Below are 21,048 nucleotides of genomic sequence, written 5' to 3'. Positions count from 1 at the left end.
ACGTCGCGCTCGCATTTGAGGGTGGTTCGGCAGCGGCAGAGCATCACAGGCTTCTTCAACAAGGAGCCTGACCATGCCCTGTCCTGTTCTTGATGCACCTATCAGTCCAGTTCGTCAGCGGCTGATCGACGACATGAATATGCGGCGTTTCTCACAGGAGACGCAGCGCAACTATCTCCGCGACATCGGACGCCTGGCGACGTTCCTCGGCCGGTCGCCGGATACAGCGACCACTGACGACCTGCGCCGATTCCAGATCGAGCAGCAGGACGACGGCGTTCCCGTGCCGACGATGAACAGCATCGTGTCGGCGCTGCGCTTCTTCTTCACACATACGGTCGATCGCCCCGATCTGGCGCGCAAGCTCGTTCGTCTGGCGCACCCGCGCAAGCTGCCGGTGGTGCTGAGCCGCGACGAGGTCGCCCGGCTACTCAACGCCACCACCTGCCTCAAGCACCAGGCCGCGCTGTCGGTCGCTTATGGCGCGGGCCTGCGCGTGGCGGCGGTGGCGACGCTGAAGGTTGCTGACATCGACAGCCAGCGCATGCTGTTGCGCGTCGAGCGCGGCAAGGACGGGCGATACCGCAACGCCATGCTGTCGCAAGACCTGCTCTTGTTGCTGCGCCAGTGGTGGAAGGGCGGACGCCAGCAGGGGGGTGATGCATCGCGACGGCTGGCTGTTTCCTGGGCAGCATGCGATGAAGCCCATCAGCACGCGGCAGCTCTATCGCGTGGTCGTCGAGGCAGCGCAGGCGGCCGACATCGCCAAGCGGGTCGGGCCGCACATGCTGCGTCACAGCTTCGCCACCCACCTGCTGGAGGACGGCACCGACATTCCGGATCATCCAGGTCTTGCTCGGGCGCGCCAAGCTAAATAGCACCGCCTTCTACACCAAGGTTGCAACCCTCACGGTGCGCACCGTCACGAGCCCGCTCGACAAGCTTGGCCTCTTCAAGCTGGAAGAGATCTCGCCCGACGGCTGAGCGTGCGCGCCTCGATTGAGGTTGCCGACATCTTCCGCACTGCCGGGCCCGCCTACCGGGCCGTCCATGCAGGGCATCTGACACTGCAGCAACTCAAGGTCATGTCGGCGATCGAGCACTGCCGCACCGCCGCCCTTGGCGGTCACGTGGAGGCCTGCGAGGACTGCGGCCAGTGGCGCATCGCCTACAACTCCTGCCGCAACCGGCACTGTCCGAAGTGCCAGGGTGCCGCGGCGCGGACATGGCTTGCCGAGCGCGAGGCCGACCTGCTGCCGGTCGGCTACTTCCACGTCGTGTTCACGCTGCCGGCCGAGGTCGCCGACATCGCCTTCCACAACAAGGCGGCGGTCGACGACCTGCTGTTCAAGGCGGCATCGGAGACGATGCTGACGATCGCTGCGGATCCGAAGCATCTCGGCGCGCGCATCGGCATCACCGCCGTCCTTCAAACTTGGGGCTCGGAAATGTCGCACCATCCGCATGTGCACATGATCGTGCCGGGCGGCGGCATCGCGCCAGACGGAAGCCGGTGGATATCGTCGCGCCCGGCCTTCCTGCTGCCGGTGCGCGTGCTCGGCAAGCTGTTCCGCCGCCTGTTCCTCTCTCGGTTGGTTGCGCTGCACGATGCCGGCCGGCTCACCTTCTTCGGATCGATGGCGCACTTCACCGACCGGCGAGCATTCCTGCGGCACCTGGCGCCGGTCCGGAAGAAGCGCTGGGTGGTTTATGCCAAGGCGCCCTTCGCCGGGCCTCAAGCCGTACTTGCCTATCTGTCCCGCTACACCCACCGCTTTGCGATCTCGAACCGCCGCCTCATCCGATTCGATGAGGCCGAGGTCACGTTCCGCTACAAGGACTATCGTCGCGACGGCACAGACCGGCAGCAGATCATGACGCTCGCCACCGACGAGTTCATCCGCCGATTCCTGCTCCACATCCTGCCGCGTGGCTTCCACCGCATCCGGCACTACGACCTGCTCGCCGGCGGCTCCCACAAAGCCAGCCTCGCACTCGCGCGCAAACTGTTGAGCGTCGCGCCGCTGCCCGAAGACGGCACTCCGGAAGAACCGACTGACTTCCGCCCGCCATGCCCGTGCTGCGGCGGACGGATGATCATCATCGACGTGTTCGAACGTGGAGGCAGCCGCGCGGGCCGCCGGACGCGTCGGCGACGAACCGGGAGAGCGTCCCATGACGCGGCATGGCGAAGTCCAGCCTTCAGCCACAGGCGCTCAGCCTCCGGCGACGAACCCACGCGCGTCCATGGAGATCATCGGCCTCGACAGGGCTGCGTCCGACCGCACGCCGAGCCGAGGAGGCCGCACGGCCGGAAGACAAGGCGGTCCGTGCATCAATCCCGCCGCTTCTCGCCGGCGGTCGCGCTATCCCCGACACCAGCCAAAAATCGAAATCCCCATAACCCCTCGCCTGTGGCTCGAGGGTTCCTTCTTCGGAGACTTTCGTACGCCTGCCGGCGCCCGAAACTCTTCACGGAATCGGACGGCTGGCTTCTAGGCTCAGATCATCAGAAGCGGACTTAACAGGAGGTCTGTGCGCCTCAGCTGAACTGATCCGAACGCGAACAGCGAAATCGAGAAATTGAAGAGAATAGGTCCGCTCGCCGGGAGCAGCCTTTACGTCTAGGGCTGTCGAAATCCCACGCGCGCCCTGTAGATTCTCCCAAGGTAAGCCAACCGCGCGGGTTTAAGCTCCTCTCGCTTCAATCCCGATGACGTAGCGCGTCGAGCCAATATCTTAATATCATAATTACAGCACTGGACCATTCCTCGGGGGCCTTCAGTAGCGCGGCTTCCCGATCAGCCCACCAGCTGTCTGTCTCACGCTCCAGCAAGATACGGACAAAGCGATGTCCTTCTGGTCGGTGCTTCTGACCTTGATCTTCAGCACCGAACCCGCCCGCAATGCGGCTACTGTTCCTTCATCGAGGGTGAGCGGCACGATGCAGCCGGCCGGCAAGCAGGTTGAGAAGCGCAGCGCCTCAAGGGGCTGGCTGTCATCGATCTGCAATGCGGCGCCGGCGTCGAGCATAAGCCCAAACGGAAGCACGACATTGCCCGCGAGCGTGGCGTCGCTGTTTCGCCTAAGCTCAACAGCCAGGACCCGCTGGCCGTTCTGCTGCGTCTGTTGCTGGGAGACACCGCACGTTACCGTTGATGTGCTGCTTTGACAGGTCAGGCTCCAGTCTTGATAGCTTTCCTGGAGCGAAGTCGCGCCGCCTGGCAGCTTTGAAGTCACATCTTGAGACAAAGCCGCGGTGCCCATCACCATCAAGCCGAGCGTCGCCGCTGCACTGGCCAGCGGGAATTTCCACATGCGCAATTCGATCACCTTTCTTGCGGGTGAGATTTATGCTCAGGAACTCCTGCAGCTTTCGCGCGGACTGCCTGGAAAGGCCGCCCTTGAACTGCTCCGGTCGGCTGGTTCGTGAGGCATAGGCGTAAAGCACGTGAATGCCCATGATTGCGATCAGCTGCTCGATATGGACGTGGCTGACGCCCTCCTTCTTCGTAAGCTCCGCCTTGAGCAGTTTGGCGATGCGCAACGCATTAAAGTCCCGCGTGCCAAGGGGCGGAGGCATCAACTCCGTCTCCACCGGGCCGAATTGCTGCCTGGCCAGTTCCTTCAGGCTGTCGTCCGGGTAGACGATAATTGCGCTCTCCCGCGCCTTCGACAGCCGCAAGCGAGCTTCAAGATGTGCCGGCTTGACGATGATGCTCCCTGCCGCCGCGTCGTAGCGCTCAGCCTTGGCTCCCCCGAGGGAGGCACACACGCCTGGTGCGGCCTCGAGACCGACATAGACAACGTGATCACTTGCCTCGAAGGTGTGTAGACCAGGTGCCATGACGGAACAAGACGCCCTGCCCCGCTGAGTCGCTATCGTCCGCTCATCGGTTGTCGAAGAAACAGATTGCAAGTCCAGTTCGGGTGGATCGAAGCCGGCATCCAGATCGTGCTCAGAAGAAGTCATATCAGTCGGCCTGTGTCACAGCGCGAGGCAGGAAGACATTCACGTTTCAATTAGTGAATCCTAATTTAGAAGACGAACACTCCCATTCACCTTAGTGAGCGCCGTCAGACGTCCCTGGAATGTAAACTATCCCCCGAATGAACCGGTTCCCGATCATTCGCTTTTGATTCAACTCAACAATGGAACAAGGGTCGTGTGCCACACCCGCAGCGGTTGTGGACCAGAGTTGAGCGGCTTGTCATTGACCAGACCCCAACCGCAAAAAAGTGAGCTCGAAGGGTTGCCATGCACTCACGGGGGCGCATATCGGGTCGCGGGGATGCACTGCGGTTCGCTGGGTGCGCGGGCCACAACCTTGATGATGGTGACGGAACATTGAAAAATCCCGAACTTCGCCCAATCGATCTTCCACAGAGCAGCAGCGGCCTCGGAGCCTTGTGACCAGACTATTCGGAGTGCATGGGAATGCGGGGCCGAGGCTGGATTCGGGAACTGCGGCTTGCTGACGCTCAACAGCTCAGAAAGCAAATCGCCCAGTTCGAAATGGAACTACTTACGGAAAGAGAGTCATTCAAACTAAGAAGGCTCGCGGAGCTCGGCTATCACATCCATTCCCGCAAGTTGCGACTTCAACGCCTGGAGCGCTGCATCTCTGCGCTGAAGTGACTGATCTCTAGGAACCGCCGGCGACCGCCGAGTGGTCCGCTCGCGAAAAATAAGCTTTGGGGAGCACGATCCTGCATTCCATGCGCAGCGATCGGAGGCGGCGAGGTTGTAATACGAGTGTCCCATTCCGTTTCTCCTTCGGCCATGATTGGCCACCGGAGAAACGCGGGTACCCCTCGGGGCGTGATCCTGGCTAACCGCAATCTGATCGGTCCCGACATCGTGATCGCGGCGACGGCTATAGTACGGGCCTCGAATCGATGGTGGGCAAGCTTGGCGTTCTGGACGGCAGGGCGTTCCGCTTTTTAACGGCGGCGATCATGATCCGACGCGGCCGGGTCTGTGGTTCACGGGAATGCAGCCAAATGTCCGCGGCTGCTTCGCCGACGCCAGGATTCAGGCGCGCCATCGCAAAGGCCATTGTCAAATCATCGCGGCGCGAAGCGCGCCAGCAGCGGCAAGCAACGCCACAACAACCCACGACGGCATCCGCCATACGACCAGAAGCAGGAACCCGGTTACAGCCAGAGCAAAATCCCCTGGCGTGACGACTGCGCTCTTCCATACCGGATCGTAGAGAGCCATCCCAAGGATGCCGACCACAGCCGCATTCGCACCGCGCATCGCAGCCTGGGCGCCTGGACGCGAGCGCAGGGCGTCCCAAAACGGCAACATGCCGTAAACAAGCAGCGTACCGGGCAGGAAGATGGCGATAAGCGCGATCGCCGCGCCGGCCAGGCCGTTTGGAACGGGGCTTGCCACGCTCCCCAGATAGGCAGCGAACGTGAAGAGCGGCCCCGGCACTGCCTGCGCCAGTCCATAGCCCTGCAGGAAGGCTTCGTTCGTCACCCAGCCCGTGTTGACGACCTCCGTTTGCAGCAGCGGCAGCACCACATGGCCTCCGCCGAATACCAAGGCCCCAGAGCGGTAGAAGGCGTCAAAGAATGCGATAGCGTGACTACCCGTGGCCCGTTCCGTCAGCGACGGAACGACAAGGAGGACAGCAAAGAGTGCTAGCGAAACAGCGCCGCCGCGAGCCGAAACGGGAAAACTCAAATGTCCAGGCACCTTGGTTTCCTCGCCAGGGCAAAGCCATAGCCCGGCGAGGGTTCCAAGGACGATCGAAGCTATTTGCGCGAACGACCCGCCGACGACGACGACAACCGCAATCGCGAGTATCGCAATGGCGGCGCGCTGCTTGTCGGGCGTTAGCGTTCGCGCCATGCCCCAGATTGCTTGTGCTACCACGGCAACAGCCACGAGCTTGAGCCCGTGAAATACGCCGTCCGCGACTGGGCCATGAAGCCCTGCCGCACCAAAAGCGAAGGCCACAATGATCAGTGCCGATGGCAGGGTGAAGGCGAGCCATGCTGTAAGGCCACCTGCCAGGCCACCACCTCTGAATACGCCGAGGGCGAAGGCCACCTGGCTGGACGCCGGACCAGGAAGAAACTGGCAAAGGGCGACGAGATCGCCATACGCTTGCTCATCGAGCCATTTGCGACGCAACACCAGTTCGTTGCGATAGTAACCGAGATGCGCGATGGGTCCGCCAAACGATGTGAGGCCAAGCCTCAGGAATACACGAAAGACTTCGCCTGCGGACCCGCGTATCGGCGCGCCTAGCTGTTGGTCCATTGCGTTGCCCATACGAAATCGCTTCTAATAAACTTGCCGGGGGTCGTTTGAAAGGTGATCCATAATGACGCCAGCCAGTGTTCGGTACATTGTCAACGATGTCGCAATCTCCGTCGCCTTCCACACGCAGCACCTTGGGTTCACCATCGAGCAGGACGCACGGCCAGCGTTTGCGTCGGTGACCCGTGGTCCCTTGCGGCTGATGTTGAGTGGCGCTGCAAGCTCCGGCGCACGGCCGATGCCGGACGGTCGCCGTCCAGTGCCCGGCGGGTGGAACCGCATCCTGCTGCTTGTCGAAGATCTGAAAGAGGAAGTCGAACGGCTGAAAGGCGCCGGGTTGCCATTTCGCAATGAGGTCATCAGTGGAGTCGGTGGCTCGCAAATCCTGCTCGAAGACCGTCGGGGAACGTGATCGAACTGTTCCAGCCCGCCGCTCACTGACAGGTTCTCAACCTTGCTTTTGGAACTGACCGAGGTTTGAAGCTCGTCGGAACGGCCGAATCGGTGCAAGCGGCCGTAGACATGGTCGGAGTTCTGACGGCGTGTATAGGCGCCGTCTTCCGACACGAGGCTTTCAGGGCCAGGCGGCGGGCCTAAATGCCGCCCATTCCTCAGGCTAACAGAATACGGCACCATCAAGCTGCGCATGGGGTTGAACGCGCATCGTCGGAAACTTGGAACCCCCGCTTAGTCACTCGGAGCCGCGTGCGCCGTGGCGGAAGAGCTGTACTTCTAACTCGCCTCCCTATTGACAGACGGGCTGCATGCCGGGCCGCTCCGGCGGGAGCGCAATGTAGCCTTACTCGGCGACGGCAATAAAACAAAGCAGGTGTGCGACATCCAAACATTTGGATTCAACGTCCGGCATAATATGGCTTGAACGAAGTGCAAATGCTATGACCGTCGGATCGACAGAGTTCGGAGACCCATTCGCGGACGCAAGCGGTCCGTAGGCGGAGATGATCCGGAGGCTGCACCAAAGGGGCGATGATGATGGAAGCAGCGCCGCATTCACAGATTGCTGACCACTACGCGCGAGGCAGCCTGGTCGCAGGTATTCGCGATGGTCTTGCCGCCATGGGGAAGACCGAAAGCACGGTCACCGCCGAGGACCTCTCGCCCGTAGACGAGTTTCACATTGGCGGCCGCGCCGCCACGGGAGAGTTGGCAGGGCAACTTGCGCTCACCGCTGCGGATCGAGTGCTCGACATCGGCTGCGGCCTCGGTGGACCAGCGCGACAGATCGCAGCGAAGTATGGCTGCCACCTCACCGGCATCGATCTCACTCGCGACTACGTCGAAGCCGGCAATGTCCTTTCCGGCTGGCTCCATCTAGGGGAGCGCGTCTCGTTGCAGCAGGGCGATGCTTTGCGGCTGCCCTTCCCAGATGGATCGTTTACTGCCGCATACATGTTGCATGTCGGAATGAATATCGCCGACAAGAGCGCACTATTTTTCGGACATTGCGCGGGTCCTATGCCCCGGGGCGCGTTTCGGTGTCTTCGACGTCATGCGCACTGGACCCGGCGAACTGTCTTATCCGCTGCCATGGGCGAGTACGGCAGATACGAACGCGATCGCCGCTCCAGAGCAGTACCGCGACACACTTTCCGCGGCAGGGTTCGAGATCTTGTCGGAACGCCAGCGGCGTGATGCTGCGCTCGAGTACTTCGCACGGCAGCGCGCCCAAGTGGCCATGGGGCGGGCAGTACTGGGCGTGCAAACTCTCATGGGAGCGCGGCGGCCCCAGATGGTCCGAAACATGAGCGAAAGTATTTCAGCCGGCCTGATTGGGCCGGTCGAGATTATTGCCCGAAGGCGGTAATATCTGTTGTCGATTTCAACTGATTCTGGCGGGAAACGCAATGTCTGCTTCGGGTCAGGAATTGAACTAACGCGCCCGCCCCGTGCAAGTCCGCTTTGGTGAGCAGCAGCGCTAACTTCAACGGCCGGAATTGGGCGCATTGCTGCCCATCATTTCGGCTGAAAGCGAAGAGACATGGTCGTCGCGCTGCATCGTGTCACGCGGGTTCTCGAATCGGACCCGAGGTCCGCATCCCGACTACCTTCTGGAATCACCTCTCCGAGACTCTCCGGCGCAAGCGGGGAATGCTTGTGGGGTTGGGACGGGTGACCCGCGGTCGCCTCATTCCAGCCGTATCGCCGAGGAGCGATCTGAGCCCAGGTCGAGTGTGGCCGACCGGACAACGTCCCGACGCTCGTCGAATGGCCCTCACTGACGAGAGAAGCAGCAGGACGATTGGCTTCGACACCCACGCCTAGAATAAAGCGTTGATGACTACCGTGCCACGCAACGACACCATGTCCCGGGGTATCACCAAGGTTTGCTTGCGCGTTCTACGTCGAGGGAAGCGCCAGCCGCTTCTGGCCAGCAACGATACGGCGGAAGAACCACAGAATGGCTGGGCAAACCAGGAGCACGACGGCCCCGAAGTCCAGCGCGGCGCTGGCGGAGCCGATCGAGGTGGAAAGCTTTCCGCCGATCGCCGCTCCAACCGGGCTCCCGGCATAGAAAGCCGTATAGAATATTCCCATTCCGATCGCCCGCGTTTTCCGCTCGAGCACACGTGCTGGAAGGCTCATGATCGCACCGGCGGGGAGGCCGCAGACGGCACCGACGGCAATGACGATGGGAAGCACGTGGCCGCTTCGCGACAGGAGAACCGTTAGCAGGGCAAAGGCGATGCTGCCTGCGACAATGATGGCTTCGCCGCGTTTGGTCTGATCAGCGAGGAAGCCACCAAAGGGAACCGAAATCGCCGCGAGCCAGAGGACGATGCTGATCGTCGATCCAGCCGCAGCCATGGACCATCCTCGCTCAACCAGCATCGATGGCCCGAAACTGAAGATCATCGACAAACCGAGATTGTAGAGACACCAGATTGAGCTAGCGGCAACGACTGCATAGACCGTTTCCGAGGTCAGACTGCCTCGTTCGCCTTCAAGAGAGACCGCCGCCTCCGGCGCGCGGTAGACGAAAGCCATGAGGCCGAAGCCGATCAGAATCCACCCCGCGACGGCAAGGTTGACGAGATGAAGCCCGAACCTCGCTCCGATCCATGGCAGGAGCATGAGCGAGATTGCGATGCCCACCGGCCACGAGTTGACGAAAATGGCCATCGCGGTTGCGATTTCGCGACCAGTGAACCAGTCGGCCACCATCTTGGTCATCAGGACGCTCAAGAGAATGCCGCCAGTGCCCGCAATCAGTCGGCCCGCGATCTGCACGCTCCATAATGCCGACGTAGTCATAAGCAATTCGCCGGCCAGCATCGCCAGGAGCCCCCCGAGGACGGTCGCCTTGTCGCCATAGCGGCGTCCGATCGTGCCACCGGGCAGAGCAAGCAGGACGCCGGGCGCAAAGTAAACTCCTATAAGGATACCGATGTCGGCCAGGCTCGCATCGACGCTTTGGCTAAGCTGTGGTGCGACGGCCCCTACGCTCCCGAACTGAAATGCGAAGGCGGTGCGAGCGACAAACAAGACAGCAAGAATGGTCCAGCGGCTTGGCACTTGAGTCCTCCCGTGGGACTGACAATCCGCGCATGGTTTTCACCAAATGCCTGGCGCACTCAGTCCTATCAATGATGTCTCAGCGCTTGCAGATCATGTCGGCCAGCGGCCCAGGCAAGCGCCTCTTCGAGCCTGTCGTCACCCCAAAACGTCTCGCCATCCACGACGAACGCTGGAGAGCCGAAAATGCCGTAGTTGCGGGCCGCGTCGGTTTCAGCCTTGAGACGCTCATGGGCACCGGGCTCATCGGCCCTTGCAATCGCACGACCGACATCTTGACCGAGGGGGGCTAGCACATGCTCCAGATGGGCACGGCTACCCAGATCCATGCCTTCTAGGTACCACGCCCTGAAGCTTGCGACGGTATAAGCCTCGCACCAGCCCTCTTCGGCCGCCACCATGGCGACTCGGTTGGCCACAAGGTCCGGATCGGTCGGCCAGATGGGTGGCCTGACATAAGGCACCCCGTGCGTCGCCGCGCGTCGCTCCACATCGCGCCACATGTACTTCACCTTTGCCGCCTGGGTGCGGAGGGCGATGTTGTTCTCGGCCATGACGGTGCGGACATTGAAGGGCCGCCATCGAACGGCAACACCCGACCGTTTTGACACCGCATCAACGCGCATCACGGACAGATACGAGTAGCCGCTTCCGAAGAAATAGAAGAAGTCGAGTTGCTGCATTCCCGTCGCCTCCCATCCATGGATGCCGACACTCAGCCAACTCGGCAACAAACCTATGCCTCAGTCGGTGCTGTTAAGGCTGCACATCCGTATCAGCCATGATCCGCCGGCCTGCTGCTCGAAGACGTTGACAGACGTACCGCTGCCAACCTCCAGGCCCTCGGTATACGTCGCCAGACACCAAGCCAGGTCACCAGATCTGCCCGCGTGTATCACTGTCATCTTCTTTTCAGGCGCCTCGTCGTGGCCGTGCGTCCAGGCTGTATGGAGAGCTTCGATAGCATCCCGGCCCCGAGCAGGAGGCGCGTAGGGCGAAAGTAATTCGGCATCGGCCGTAAACATGGCGCCGCATGTTTTGGCGTCGCCAGCACGATAGGCAGCCACATAGGAATTCCAGAAAACCTGCAGTTCCTCGTGAATCGACATCGGACGGCCCTCCGGAAGCCAGTTTGCTATATTAGCGGTTTCTTAGATGTACGACAATTCTCCAATGCTGGTCCGCCGCTGGCCATCTTCCCACCTAGCCGTTATCGCGGTGACCCCGGGGGGTCGGTCTCCGCTTCAGGTAGTATGCGATCTCACACCGCGCGCACGGGTGCGCTTATGGGATATCGCAAAGGCGGGCTCTACGTCGGAGTTGAAGGCGAAGAGCAGCCGTTCACTCCAGAATCTGCCGACAGCGCATAAGTGGACCAGGCGCCGGACGGACCCCCTTCAGGAGAGGCGCCTTCGTGCGCGCAGCAATTGGCGGTAGCCGCGCTCGACCATCTTCAGGCCGTCGCGCACGAGGCGATACGTCTGGTAGCGGAAAGGCGAGTCCTGCCAGTCAGTGGCACTGACCAACTTCCGACCAAACAAGGCCGTCGCGACTTCGAAATGAGATGCCTGCTCCTCACGGCCGTCAAGGCACTGCAGCATATGGCCAAGACGCCGCCGCTGGGCCGAGGTCAAGCGGGCATCGGGAAGGTGTTGCCTGTGGATCGAGCGGACGAATCTCTCGATCGCCTGTAGCCTGTCATGCGCCATGTCATCGAGTGGAATTATGGCAGCCAGCGGCTCGCCTGGTCGCGCGCCGCCGAGAAGCGCCAACTGCACGCCGGCCGGCGAAGATCGCACGTGAAGGCCGACTTCGTCACGCTTTCCCGCGGCCAACCGAACATCGCGGGCGCTGTCTTCCCGCGCGAGCATATCCGCCGGAACCTCGACCAGGTTCACGACCCCAGGGTCGATCTGAGGCGCCCAATAGACCGGCTGCTCGACCGCGGACTGATCAGGCCTGGCGGCGAAACTGCAAGCCCCAGCGCTTGCGCAGCGCACGCATCGCTTTAGCCGAGCGGGAGGCCGCGAAGTCCCGCTGATACTGGGGATTTCGTCGCAGGAACTCCCAGGCAATCTCATCGGCCGCGGCGCCTTTAACGAACGCGTATGCCTGTGGGTCACACCACTGCGATGTATCGGGCTTCATCCGTATCCTTCCCTTCTCATGGATTTGATACGGAGACGCAGCGTTGAGCGAAATCCTTGGATTCCGTCATTGACGAATGAACGAGAGAGATCTCGGCGCCGAGCATCAGGCCGAGACTTTGCGATGCCTACTGGCTGGCCCCTTCCAGTGTCTTGAATGTGTCCGTCCAGGCGCGATAGGCCTCCTCATCGCCCTGGCTCCACGCGCTGAAGGCGCGCCAGGCGGCGAAAGAGGATGCAGACTGCTCGAACAGCGCGCCGATCGACTGGTCGCCTGCAGGCCAGCCGGCAGGCTCGCTGTTTATCGCTTCAGGCGTGAGGCGCCGCAGATCGGCCAGGGCCGAGCGGATGTGGGGCAACGGAAATTCGCACAGGTCTGTGTTGTCAGCCGCTTCTCGAACGATGACTGCAAGCTTGGCGATAACGCCCGCCAGCGATTGGGCAGACGTCACTGCAATCTTATCCAACAAGGCATCGGCCTTTTCAGCCTCGCTCTGCTCCGCCGTCCGGGCATCGAGATAGCGGTCGGCGTCAGCGCCCTCCCCGCGCCCAGGGACTTCGCCGACGGAGAAGAGCGCGCCGCGCTCCAAGAGCCCCTCCTCGGCCTGCTGCTGCCTGACACAGGAGGCTAGCATTCCAACATGAGCGTCGATCCAGGCAAGGGACAGGACGAGTGCTGGATCGGCCGACGGCGGGTCTACGACCGCATGGTCGGCCGAACGCTTAGGGTGTTCTTTGGTGCATGGCGATTGCCTCTCCCGTCCCAGCGTGACGGGAGGCAAAGTCGTGGTATTGTCGGAATCAGCCATGATCCGAGCTCCACACAGCTTGGCTTTGGTCAGGTCGAAAAGGGTGTTCGCGCACCCTCTTCGACCGCAAGTTCGAGACAGGGGTAATATACAAATTGATTGAGGTCAATCATAATATTGGAGACAAGGCGGCGAATTTCAGCGCCGAGCAGTGCCGCGGCGCACGTGCAATGTTGGGTTGGAGCCAAGATGATCTGGCCCGCGCGGCCACCGTCGCACGGCAGACAATCGCTGATTTCGAACGCGGCGCGCGGACTCCGATTGCAAATAATATATTAGCGATCGTGAATGCGCTTGAAAGAGCAGGCATTGAAGTACTTCCCAACAATGGGATCCTCTTGCGTAAGAGCAGCTGATCGCGATTTCTGGACCACCGTCGAATGCGAAAGCCCGTCCGACCGGGGTCGAACGGGCTCGATTGAGAGTTACTCGCCGTTGCGGCGGTTGGGGCGGGACCAGATGAGGCTGTGGCCCTCGCCTTCCTCGTCGGCGAAGAGGTTGGCGTAGATCGGGGCGGTGAAGCTCGGATCGTCGAGCTTGAGCCCGAGATAGTCGCGGCCCTCGTTGGAGCGCTTGGACCAGGCGGCGCCGATTTCGGCCTTGCCGACCACCACGCGGTGGCTTGGAGCGTTCTCGCCGTTGGCCCGGGTGTCGGGGACGATGCGCACGCCCTTGGCCTGGACGCTGAGGGTGACGATCTCGCCGGTGAACTCGTTCGCATTGGTCTTCTTGAAAGTGCCGATGGTAGCCATTTTCAGTCTCCGTTTCTTCGTTTCCGAGCCCGCACCATGCGGCCTCGATGGCGATCGCGGGGCCGGAGGCGACCGCCGCCGCATCGCTTGCGACCGCAGCAAAAGCGGAGGATGGCGGAGGCGCGCGTTTCTTGGTTCCGCGAGGAATGGGCTTTGCCCAGGGGAAGAAACGCGCAACGCGCCCTTGCGGCATAGGCGGTCGAGGCTTCAGCCGTCCTTCGGCCAGATCAGCCGGCTCGAGAGGTCGTTGGTGCACTCTGTGAAATGAAGAGGGAGGAAATGGCGGCACATGCGATTAGAAGACCAAGCCACCGGGTCTCCAAGATGTCTCTCGATCGGCTTGGCATGGGCTGTATCAAGCCCTTATCACGTCGGCATGAGGCGACCGCCACCTCGTCCGCAGTGGCGGCTCGGGACCCGATCCGCGCGAACTGCCGCCCAAGGAACTGCGCAAGCCGCGACATCTACATCCCGGGTCTGCATATTGACAACATTAAGGTCAAGACGGCGGGAGTTCAGGTGAATCGAATTTCTTGCCCGGCTCAGGATCGCAAGACGACCCGAGGCGTTACACGTCGACACCGTGACTCCGCGCCCTGGCAAGAAGGAAGACGATAATGGCAGACAACAAGTCGAAGCGAGGCGCCGCCGACCGTCGGCAAGTCTCCGGCGGTGAAGGCTACGAGGTCAATTACTTTGCCCGCAAGCACGGCATCAGCAAAGAGCAGGCCGAGGCGCTGATAAAGCGGGTCGGCAACGACCGCGACAAGCTCAATGCCGCCGCGCAGAAACTAAAGAAATAGGCCGCGCGCCGGAATGGCGCGTCGGACAATTCGGTTTGGTGAGAGTAAATTCTGTGAGCAAGTCAGCGTCGCGTCGCCTCACAATCAGAGGATCTTCAACTCCCCCTACGAAGCCAGCCTCGCGACGCGCGGCCAAACTCGCGCCACCTGCCTTCCGGCCGGTCCAGCTCGCAAAACTGGTGGACACAGTTCCCCCCGGCGATCGCTGGATTCACGAGATGAAATACGATGGCTACCGCATCCTCGTCGCTGTGGGTGGCGGAGAGGCGCGCGCCTATACGCGCTCCGGTCTGGACTGGTCCGACCGTTTTCCCTCGATCCTGTCCGAGGCACGCAAGCTCAAGATTCGCTCGGCGCTCATCGATGGAGAGGCCGTCGTCACCGACACCGAGGGACGATCCAGTTTCCAGGCGCTTCAGAACGCATTGAAGGGTGCTCCGGCGAGCATTGACTATTTCGCCTTCGACCTGCTGCAGCTCGATGGCGAAGACCTGACCAGGCTTCCGCTCCTGGAGCGCAAGAAGAAACTGGAGGCAATTCTGCCGGCCAGGAACCCCATCTTTCGCTACTCCGATCATATCCAGGGCCGTGGAGAGGAATTGCTGAACCGCTTCTGCGACGCCGGCCTGGAAGGGGTAATCTCGAAGCTCGCGGATTCCGACTATGTCGGCGCCCGGGACGGCAGCTGGCTGAAGATCAAGTGCATCAAACGTCAGGAATTCGTGCTCGTCGGCTGGACGCCGTCAGACAAGGATCGCGCGTTTCGATCGCTGATTCTTGTTTTCAATGATGGCGGAAAGCTGCGCTATGCCGGCAAGGTCGGGACCGGTTTCGATACCGCCGAGATGGCCCGGCTGATGAAGATCATGGCGCCGCTCGAGCAGAAAGCCGCCACGGTCGAGGCGCCGCGCGCGGAGGTTCGCGGCGCCCACTGGCTGCGTCCCAAACTTGTAGCCGAGATCGCCTTTACCGAGATGACCAACGAAGGAACGCTGCGTCATCCAAGCTATCTTGGCCTGCGCGAGGACAAGAAGCCGGAGGCCGTCGTGCTCGAGACGGAACACCGCACAGCAACCCTGCCGTCACCGGCAATCAGCACGATTGCGATCAGCAATCGCGGCCGCGTCATCTACCCGGAATCCAACATCACCAAGGGACAGCTAGCCGATCATTACGCCGAGGTCGCCGACATCATGCTTCCGTGGGTCGGCAACAGGCCGATCAGTCTGGTCCGCTGCCCGCAGGGCCGCGCGAAGAAGTGCTTTTTCCAAAAACACGACGCCGGCAGCTTTGGCGACAAGGTCCATCACGTCGGGATCACCGAGAAGGACGGACACGAGGAGCCTTACCTCTATGTGGACGATGCCGACGGGCTGATGACCTGCGTCCAGATGGGAACGATTGAGCTGCATGGATGGGGAGCCCGCATCGAGGACGTCGAAAAGGCCGACCGGTTGGTGTTCGATCTGGACCCGGACGAGGGCTTGGATTTTGAAGCCGTCCGCGCGGCTGCCTTTCAATTCCGCGACATCCTCAAATCGTTGGGACTGACGACTTTCCCGATGCTGACGGGCGGCAAGGGGGTGCATGTGATCGCTCCGCTGACCCCACAGGCAGAATGGCCGGAGGTAAAGGATTTCGCGTCCCGCCTGGCTCAGGCGGTCGCCCAGAGCGATCCGGCCCATTTTACCGCCGCGTTGTCGAAGGCCCGCCGCAAGGGTCGCATATTCGTAGACTATCTGCGCAACCAGCGCGGAGCGACCGCGATCATGCCGTACAGCGCGAGAACCCGGCCGAGTGCTCCGGTGGCGGCGCCGATCACCTGGGCGGAGATGAAGACCATCAATGCACCCTCGCATTTCCATGTCGGCGACGCTCCCGAATTGAAGAAACGAGCGGCTTCCAAGGCTCTGGCGGGCTGGGGGCGCGCTGATCAATCCCTGCCACATCTGTAGCGCCAGCGGGCAGAGGAGAAGCCACGCCGTTTTTCCAACCCGGCGCCATGGCCCGCCAGGATTCTTTGGAACCTGCCAAGACCGGCCTCGTTTGCCTGAAGCCATGGCAAAAACCGACACGAGGACCATCGCCAATCTTCTGAGGGAATACGCGCATAGGACATCCCTGCGCGGCGGTAATCCCTATCGCGCAAAGGCGTATCTACGTGCCGCTGACAGCCTGGCGGCACTCTCCCAACCACTTGATCGCATCATCGCCGCCGGCGCCCTCACCAGTATCCCGGGGATCGGGGACGCCATCGCGGACATCGTGACGAAGCTCCATCAGACCGGCACGCACCCAAGCCTCGACAAACTGCGGGAAGAGGTGCCGGCAGGCGTGATGGAGCTGTTTGCAATCCCTGGTCTTCGGCCCGACAAGATATTGAAGCTTCACCAGGCGCTCGGCGTGAGTTCGCTGGCGGAGCTCAAAACCGCGGCGAAGGAAGATCGCATCAGGCCGGTCAAGGGGCTTGGTGCCGCGCTTCAGACGAAGATCCTGGAGAACCTGGCTATCGCGCGAAGCGGTCAGATGCAGCTTCATCTCCACAAGGCTGCTGCTCTCCTGGAGCATGCAATGGCATCGTTGCAGCAAGAACATCCGGAGTTCTCCCGCGTCGAGATCGCCGGTGACTTCCGGCGCGGGTGCGAGCTCGTTTCCGCTTTCGCGCTGGTAGCGCAAGGCACGGAGCAGGCCGAGCTCGCGGATGCGACCCTGCGGGTTGTCATCACCGACAAGAAGCACTTTGGCGCCAGGCTCCTCGACGCGACCGGTTCGGCAGATCACCTCAAGCAGCTGAAGACGCTCGCGGCCGTCAAGGGATTTGTCCTGAAGGGTGACGGGCTCTATCGCGGCCGAAAGCTGGTCGCCTCAGCGACAGAAGAGGATATCTACGAGACCATAGGCCTGCAGTTCGTCGAGCCCGAACTGCGCGAAGGCAGGGATGAGATCAGACGGGCGGCCAGCCACGAGCTGCCCGCACTTGTTCGAGACCAAGATCTGTGTGGCATCCTGCACTCCCATACGACAGCGTCCGACGGCACCGAGACGCTCGAGACGATGGCCGAAGCCACGCGCAAGCGCGGGTTCGAATATTATGGTGTCGCCGATCATTCGCAGTCCGCTCACTATGCGGGTGGCCTTTCGCTGCAGGAGATAACTGAACAGCATCGCGAGGCCGACCGGTTGAACCGGCGGTATGGTGGGAGATTCCGTATCCTGAAAGGCATTGAGGCTGACATTCTGGCGGACGGCTCGCTCGACTATCCGGATCATGTCCTGGAGCAGTTCGACTTCGTCGTCGCCAGCGTGCACAGCCGCTTCAAACTGCCCAGGAAGGAGCAGACTGAGCGCATCATCGAGGCGATCGGCAACCCCCGGACGACGATCATCGGCCACATGACAGGCCGCCAGCTGTTGCGGCGCCCGGGCTACGATCTCGACATCGCCAAAGTTCTTCGGGCCTGCGCCAAATTTGGCGTCGCCGTCGAAGTCAACGCACATCCATGGCGTCTCGATCTCGACTGGCGCTGGCATCAGGAGGCACTCGAATACGGCTGCATCTTCAGTGTCAATCCGGATGCTCATTCAATTCGCGAGCTCGATCACATGCACTGGGGCGTTGAGATGTCGCGCAAGGGCGGCGTCCCTGCGCAGCGAGTCCTCAATGCGATGCGCCTGCCGGCTCTGCTTTCCTATCTGGAAAAGCGCAAGCGCGCATCCAAGAGGATCGGTCGACCACGCCTGATGGCGAGGGACGCTATGCTGTAATTCAATTGGCTGGTCTGGTGCGGCCTCCTTCAACAGGTGCACGCTGCGTATATGATATTGGAATCGAGCCAACGGTCCAGCTGACCGAGCTGTTCGACCGACAATGTCCCTGCCGGCAACGGTCTGGTCAATGATTTGGCGGAGACCGACGGATCGAGCCACGCGGCCCAATCCTTGAATGACGATTTGACGGTCATGATAAGGGGCGATGTCCGGAACTGAAGATTGTAGGATCCGGCAGCACGAAGCTTATATCCTGGCGGAATGACATTGCAGGCAAATGGCCCCTGCCGCGGCGCTGACCCGCGCAAGATAATCCATGTCGACATGGATGCGTTCTACGCGTCGGTCGAACAGCGCGACAATCCAGAACTCCGCGGCAAGCCGCTTGCCGTCGGTGGAGCGGCCGCCCGCGGCGTGGTGGCTGCCGCAAGCTACGAGGCCCGCGCCTTCGGCGTTCGCTCCGCCATGCCTTCGGTCACGGCAAAGCGCAAATGCCCCCAACTCATCTTTGTGCCGCCTCGTTTTGACGTCTACCGGGCAGTCTCGGCTCAGATCCGCGAGGTGTTCGCCGAACATACCGATCTCATCGAACCGCTCTCGCTCGACGAGGCTTATCTCGACGTGACGCAGAACCGGCTCAATATTTCGTCGGCCACGACGATCGCCGAGACGATCAGGACAAAGATCCTGATGGTGACCGGTCTCACCGCTTCCGCCGGAATCTCGTACAACAAATTTCTCGCCAAGATGGCGTCCGACCAGAACAAACCGAACGGCCAGTTCGTCATCACGCCACGCCATGGGCCGGCGTTTGTCGAGGGTTTGCCGGTCAAGAAATTTCATGGTGTCGGTCCTGCGACCGCCGCGAAGATGGAGGCGCTCGGAATTGAGACCGGCGCCGATCTCAAGGGCAAGTCGCTCCCTTTCCTGCAGCAGCATTTCGGAAAGGCGGGGCTCTGGTACTATCAAATCGCGCGCGCCATCGACGAACGCAAGGTCGAACCAGATCGGCCGCGCAAATCAATCGGCGCCGAGGACACGTTCGCAGTCGACATATTCGACCTCAATGCATCAATCGCCGAACTCAAGCCGCTGGTCGCCAAGGTCCGGGGCTACTGTGAGGGCAAAGGCGTTCGGGGCCGGACCGTCACGCTGAAGATCAAGTTCGCCGACTTCCAGCAGATCACGCGCAGCCGCACGGTGGCGGTGCCGATCGAACTTCCGGATTTCGAACATCTCGCAGCCGATCTCCTTCAATCGGTGTTTCCGGTGCGGAAGGGAATCCGCCTGTTGGGCGTCACGCTTTCCTCCCTAGGCGATGTGTTGCCGCCGGATCAACGTCAACTGCGCTTCGAGCTTTAGCACTGCCCTGGGGCCAGGACGGAAAGGACGTCCGGCCGCATCTTGTCCGGATCATCGCTCGGGTGGATCGATCGTCGCGGACGATCTGGGAAACCTCTCCTTCATATTCGTCGGCCGCACGACCGTGAGTGTACCGTCGCCGGCGCCTGGTGGCGAGGCTGAAGGCGAAGGCGTTGGCTTCGACGAGGGACATTTTCCCGGCTCCTGTTCTGGAAGCGGGGAGCGATCCCCGCGTGACAGACGCCCGATGTATCCGGCCGAGGGCCGCAATCACCGTGAAGGCAAAGCCGAAACGGCGGCACGCTTTGCGTAGTCCGACCCTTTATGGATTGATGGCATCAGGCCCTCGGACCGGACCAAGGAATTGCGCCGACAAACGCGGGGATAGGGTCCCTGTTCTCCATTCCAGGACGGGATGGGATGTGAACCTCATGGTTCGCCACTTCGCATTCACCGCCGCCAAATCGGCAGGAGCGATCGTTCGATCAACGCGCCGGGAGCGACGAAAAACAAAGCGAATGACTGGAGGCGACTCGCCTTGTGGCGCCGTCATGTGGCGCCGAACCTCATCACCGGAATGCCGAGCCTGCGGGCCTTGTCGGCGAGGTTGTCCTGAATGCCTGAGCCGGGGAAATGAATGACGCCAATCGGCAAGGTGTCGAGCATGGCGTCGTTGCGCTTGAAGGGCGCGGCCTTGCCATGTTTGGTCCAGTCCGGCTTGAAGGCAATCTGTGGCACCTTGCGGCTGTGAGCCCATTTGGCCGCGATCAACTCGGCACCTTTGGGTGACCCGCCGTGCAGCAGGACCATGTCCGGATGCTTGCCATGGACCTGGTCGAGCTTGGCCCAGATCAGCCAATGATCGTTGAAATCGAGCCCGCCGGTGAAGGCGACTTTCGGGCCCGGAGGCAACAGCACCTGACTGTCTGTATGCTTCCTCGCGGCAACGAAGTCCCGGCTGTCGATCAGAGCCGCGGTCAGGTTGCGATGGTTGACGACAGAGCCCGAACGCGGGCGCCAGATCGAGTGTGTGTGGCGCTCGTAATGCTCGGCGGCCTGATCGCGCATCAATTCGAAGGCGTTGCGGCGTTCGAGCAGCGTCTGACCTTGGGCGATGAGGCGCTCGAGCTCGACCGACTTGACCTCGGATCCGTCTTGTTCGCGCTGTAGCCGTTGCTGGCCAAGCTCGTTTTCATCGAGCTCGCGTTCGATCCGCTTGGTCGCGCGATGGAACAGATTGACCGTCCCCCACAGCAACTCCTCGAGGTCGGGCTCAAGGCGTGTGTCGGCCATCGCCACCAGGAGAGCGTCGAAGATGTCGGCGATGCTGGCGGCTATGACCCGGCCTTCGGGAAGCGGGCGCGGATCGGGTTCATCGTCGAAGGGACGGTAGCCGTAGAGCTGAAGCTCGTGCAGGATGTGGTCGATGGATGATGATGCGGGTTGCGGCTCGAAGTCGGTATCGTGCTCGGTGCTCATGGCGGCTTGCCTTCGTGGGACCGGCCGCGCCCATCGCGGCCTTCATGGCGACGAAGGCGATGGACGATCCGGACTTGCACCCGAAGCGCCAGCGCAGGGCCGGAACGGGAGTGAAGG

The 21,048-nt window shown here is 61.6% G+C and carries 17 protein-coding genes and 4 pseudogenes; 8 read left to right on the top strand and 13 right to left on the bottom strand.

Annotated elements, in window-relative coordinates; translation table 11 throughout:
* The first annotated feature begins 73 nt into the window (after nt 1–73).
* Both FJ946_RS19575 and FJ946_RS19570 read left to right on the top strand, forming a co-directional pair.
* A pseudogene (locus tag FJ946_RS19575) lies at nt 74–984 on the top strand (site-specific integrase).
* A 2-nt stretch (nt 985–986) separates the two neighbouring features.
* A pseudogene (locus FJ946_RS19570) lies at nt 987–2,123 on the top strand (IS91 family transposase); the annotation flags it as partial.
* 658 nt (nt 2,124–2,781) lie between these two features.
* On the opposite strand, the gene FJ946_RS19560 reads toward FJ946_RS19570, so the two are convergent.
* From FJ946_RS19560 to chrA, 3 genes are all read right to left on the bottom strand, one after another.
* Nucleotides 2,782–3,180: an invasion associated locus B family protein gene (locus FJ946_RS19560; RefSeq protein WP_224656334.1), complete on the bottom strand. Its 399-nt coding sequence runs from the start codon at nt 3,178–3,180 to the stop codon at nt 2,782–2,784.
* The gene (locus FJ946_RS31220; protein ID WP_224656336.1) at nt 3,092–3,973 is read right to left on the bottom strand and encodes a hypothetical protein; all 882 of its coding nucleotides are present in this window, start codon (nt 3,971–3,973) and stop codon (nt 3,092–3,094) included. The genes FJ946_RS19560 and FJ946_RS31220 overlap by 89 nt, the downstream gene beginning before the upstream one ends.
* Before the next feature lie 1,089 nt (nt 3,974–5,062).
* Nucleotides 5,063–6,289 carry a chromate efflux transporter gene (gene chrA, locus FJ946_RS19550; RefSeq protein ID WP_140555420.1) on the bottom strand — a complete coding sequence of 409 codons (1,227 nt, stop codon included), beginning with the start codon at nt 6,287–6,289 and terminating at the stop codon, nt 5,063–5,065.
* Nucleotides 6,290–6,341: 52 nt separating this feature from the next.
* Between chrA and FJ946_RS19545 the strand changes: the two are divergent.
* Nucleotides 6,342–6,718: pseudogene (locus FJ946_RS19545) on the top strand (VOC family protein).
* Between the two features lie 570 nt (nt 6,719–7,288).
* On the opposite strand, the gene FJ946_RS31215 reads toward FJ946_RS19545, so the two are convergent.
* The 7 genes from FJ946_RS31215 to FJ946_RS19510 form a co-directional block, all read right to left on the bottom strand.
* Nucleotides 7,289–7,609 (bottom strand): hypothetical protein, encoded by a 321-nt coding sequence (locus tag FJ946_RS31215; protein WP_246672802.1) that lies wholly within the window; start codon nt 7,607–7,609, stop codon nt 7,289–7,291.
* 1,026 nt (nt 7,610–8,635) lie between these two features.
* Nucleotides 8,636–9,811 carry an MFS transporter gene (locus tag FJ946_RS19535; RefSeq protein WP_140565810.1) on the bottom strand — a complete coding sequence of 392 codons (1,176 nt, stop codon included), beginning with the start codon at nt 9,809–9,811 and terminating at the stop codon, nt 8,636–8,638.
* Nucleotides 9,812–9,879: 68 nt separating this feature from the next.
* A complete protein-coding gene (locus tag FJ946_RS19530; protein WP_140523034.1) occupies nt 9,880–10,494 on the bottom strand; it encodes a 2-hydroxychromene-2-carboxylate isomerase in 615 nt (204 codons plus the stop codon).
* 60 nt (nt 10,495–10,554) lie between these two features.
* Nucleotides 10,555–10,920 carry a nuclear transport factor 2 family protein gene (locus tag FJ946_RS19525; protein WP_140523036.1) on the bottom strand — a complete coding sequence of 122 codons (366 nt, stop codon included), beginning with the start codon at nt 10,918–10,920 and terminating at the stop codon, nt 10,555–10,557.
* A 288-nt stretch (nt 10,921–11,208) separates the two neighbouring features.
* Nucleotides 11,209–11,709, bottom strand: coding sequence for a DUF2285 domain-containing protein (locus FJ946_RS19520; protein ID WP_140523038.1), 501 nt, complete (start codon nt 11,707–11,709; stop codon nt 11,209–11,211).
* Nucleotides 11,710–11,764: 55 nt separating this feature from the next.
* A complete protein-coding gene (locus tag FJ946_RS19515; RefSeq protein ID WP_140523040.1) occupies nt 11,765–11,959 on the bottom strand; it encodes a DUF6499 domain-containing protein in 195 nt (64 codons plus the stop codon).
* A gap of 127 nt (nt 11,960–12,086) precedes the next feature.
* The gene (locus FJ946_RS19510) at nt 12,087–12,767 is read right to left on the bottom strand and encodes a hypothetical protein (RefSeq protein WP_224656331.1); all 681 of its coding nucleotides are present in this window, start codon (nt 12,765–12,767) and stop codon (nt 12,087–12,089) included.
* Between the two features lie 95 nt (nt 12,768–12,862).
* Between FJ946_RS19510 and FJ946_RS19505 the strand changes: the two genes are divergently transcribed.
* Nucleotides 12,863–13,123 carry a helix-turn-helix transcriptional regulator gene (locus tag FJ946_RS19505; RefSeq protein WP_224656332.1) on the top strand — a complete coding sequence of 87 codons (261 nt, stop codon included), beginning with the start codon at nt 12,863–12,865 and terminating at the stop codon, nt 13,121–13,123.
* Between the two features lie 69 nt (nt 13,124–13,192).
* On the opposite strand, the gene FJ946_RS19500 is transcribed toward FJ946_RS19505, so the two are convergent.
* A complete protein-coding gene (locus FJ946_RS19500; protein WP_042643545.1) occupies nt 13,193–13,519 on the bottom strand; it encodes a DUF736 domain-containing protein in 327 nt (108 codons plus the stop codon).
* Between the two features lie 617 nt (nt 13,520–14,136).
* Here FJ946_RS19500 and FJ946_RS19495 point away from each other — a divergent pair.
* From FJ946_RS19495 to FJ946_RS19485, 3 genes are all read left to right on the top strand, one after another.
* On the top strand, nt 14,137–14,322 hold the full coding sequence (locus FJ946_RS19495) for a DUF3606 domain-containing protein (RefSeq protein ID WP_140523042.1): 186 nt from the start codon (nt 14,137–14,139) through the stop codon (nt 14,320–14,322).
* Between the two features lie 38 nt (nt 14,323–14,360).
* Complete coding sequence (gene ligD, locus FJ946_RS19490; protein ID WP_318013183.1) at nt 14,361–16,277, top strand: DNA ligase D; 1,917 nt, start codon at nt 14,361–14,363, stop codon at nt 16,275–16,277.
* Nucleotides 16,278–16,380: 103 nt separating this feature from the next.
* Nucleotides 16,381–18,087 carry a DNA polymerase/3'-5' exonuclease PolX gene (locus FJ946_RS19485; protein ID WP_140523044.1) on the top strand — a complete coding sequence of 569 codons (1,707 nt, stop codon included), beginning with the start codon at nt 16,381–16,383 and terminating at the stop codon, nt 18,085–18,087.
* A gap of 29 nt (nt 18,088–18,116) precedes the next feature.
* Here the strand turns inward: FJ946_RS19485 and FJ946_RS19480 are convergent.
* Nucleotides 18,117–18,303: pseudogene (locus FJ946_RS19480) on the bottom strand (hypothetical protein); the annotation flags it as partial.
* A gap of 48 nt (nt 18,304–18,351) precedes the next feature.
* Here FJ946_RS19480 and dinB point away from each other — a divergent pair.
* Nucleotides 18,352–19,452: a DNA polymerase IV gene (dinB, locus tag FJ946_RS19475; protein ID WP_140523046.1), complete on the top strand. Its 1,101-nt coding sequence runs from the start codon at nt 18,352–18,354 to the stop codon at nt 19,450–19,452.
* Nucleotides 19,453–20,001: 549 nt separating this feature from the next.
* On the opposite strand, the gene FJ946_RS19465 is transcribed toward dinB, so the two are convergent.
* On the bottom strand, nt 20,002–20,931 hold the full coding sequence (locus FJ946_RS19465; RefSeq protein WP_140523050.1) for a DUF2493 domain-containing protein: 930 nt from the start codon (nt 20,929–20,931) through the stop codon (nt 20,002–20,004).
* Between the last annotated feature and the right edge of the window lie 117 nt (nt 20,932–21,048).

The organism is Mesorhizobium sp. B2-4-7 (assembly GCF_006442685.1).
Taxonomy (GTDB): Bacteria; Pseudomonadota; Alphaproteobacteria; order Rhizobiales; family Rhizobiaceae; genus Mesorhizobium.
The sequence above is the reverse complement of the archived record's forward strand: the minus strand, read 5'-3'. Positions and strand labels throughout refer to the sequence as shown.

Excerpts from the sequence above, each read along its gene's own strand:
- FJ946_RS31220 (WP_224656336.1), bottom strand. The coding sequence starts at position 3,973 with ATGACTTCTTCTGAGCACGATCTGGATGCCGGCTTCGATCCACCCGAA.
- chrA (WP_140555420.1), bottom strand. The coding sequence starts at position 6,289 with ATGGGCAACGCAATGGACCAACAGCTAGGCGCGCCGATACGCGGGTCC.
- FJ946_RS31215 (WP_246672802.1), bottom strand. The coding sequence starts at position 7,609 with ATGGAGCCAGCCGGAAAGGACATTGCCGGCTTCGACGTAGTCGCGAGT.
- FJ946_RS19530 (WP_140523034.1), bottom strand. The coding sequence starts at position 10,494 with ATGCAGCAACTCGACTTCTTCTATTTCTTCGGAAGCGGCTACTCGTAT.
- FJ946_RS19525 (WP_140523036.1), bottom strand. The coding sequence starts at position 10,920 with ATGTCGATTCACGAGGAACTGCAGGTTTTCTGGAATTCCTATGTGGCT.
- FJ946_RS19515 (WP_140523040.1), bottom strand. The coding sequence starts at position 11,959 with ATGAAGCCCGATACATCGCAGTGGTGTGACCCACAGGCATACGCGTTC.
- FJ946_RS19510 (WP_224656331.1), bottom strand. The coding sequence starts at position 12,767 with ATGGCTGATTCCGACAATACCACGACTTTGCCTCCCGTCACGCTGGGA.
- FJ946_RS19500 (WP_042643545.1), bottom strand. The coding sequence starts at position 13,519 with ATGGCTACCATCGGCACTTTCAAGAAGACCAATGCGAACGAGTTCACC.
- FJ946_RS19495 (WP_140523042.1), top strand. The coding sequence starts at position 14,137 with ATGGCAGACAACAAGTCGAAGCGAGGCGCCGCCGACCGTCGGCAAGTC.
- FJ946_RS19485 (WP_140523044.1), top strand. The coding sequence starts at position 16,381 with ATGGCAAAAACCGACACGAGGACCATCGCCAATCTTCTGAGGGAATAC.
- dinB (WP_140523046.1), top strand. The coding sequence starts at position 18,352 with ATGACATTGCAGGCAAATGGCCCCTGCCGCGGCGCTGACCCGCGCAAG.
- FJ946_RS19465 (WP_140523050.1), bottom strand. The coding sequence starts at position 20,931 with ATGAGCACCGAGCACGATACCGACTTCGAGCCGCAACCCGCATCATCA.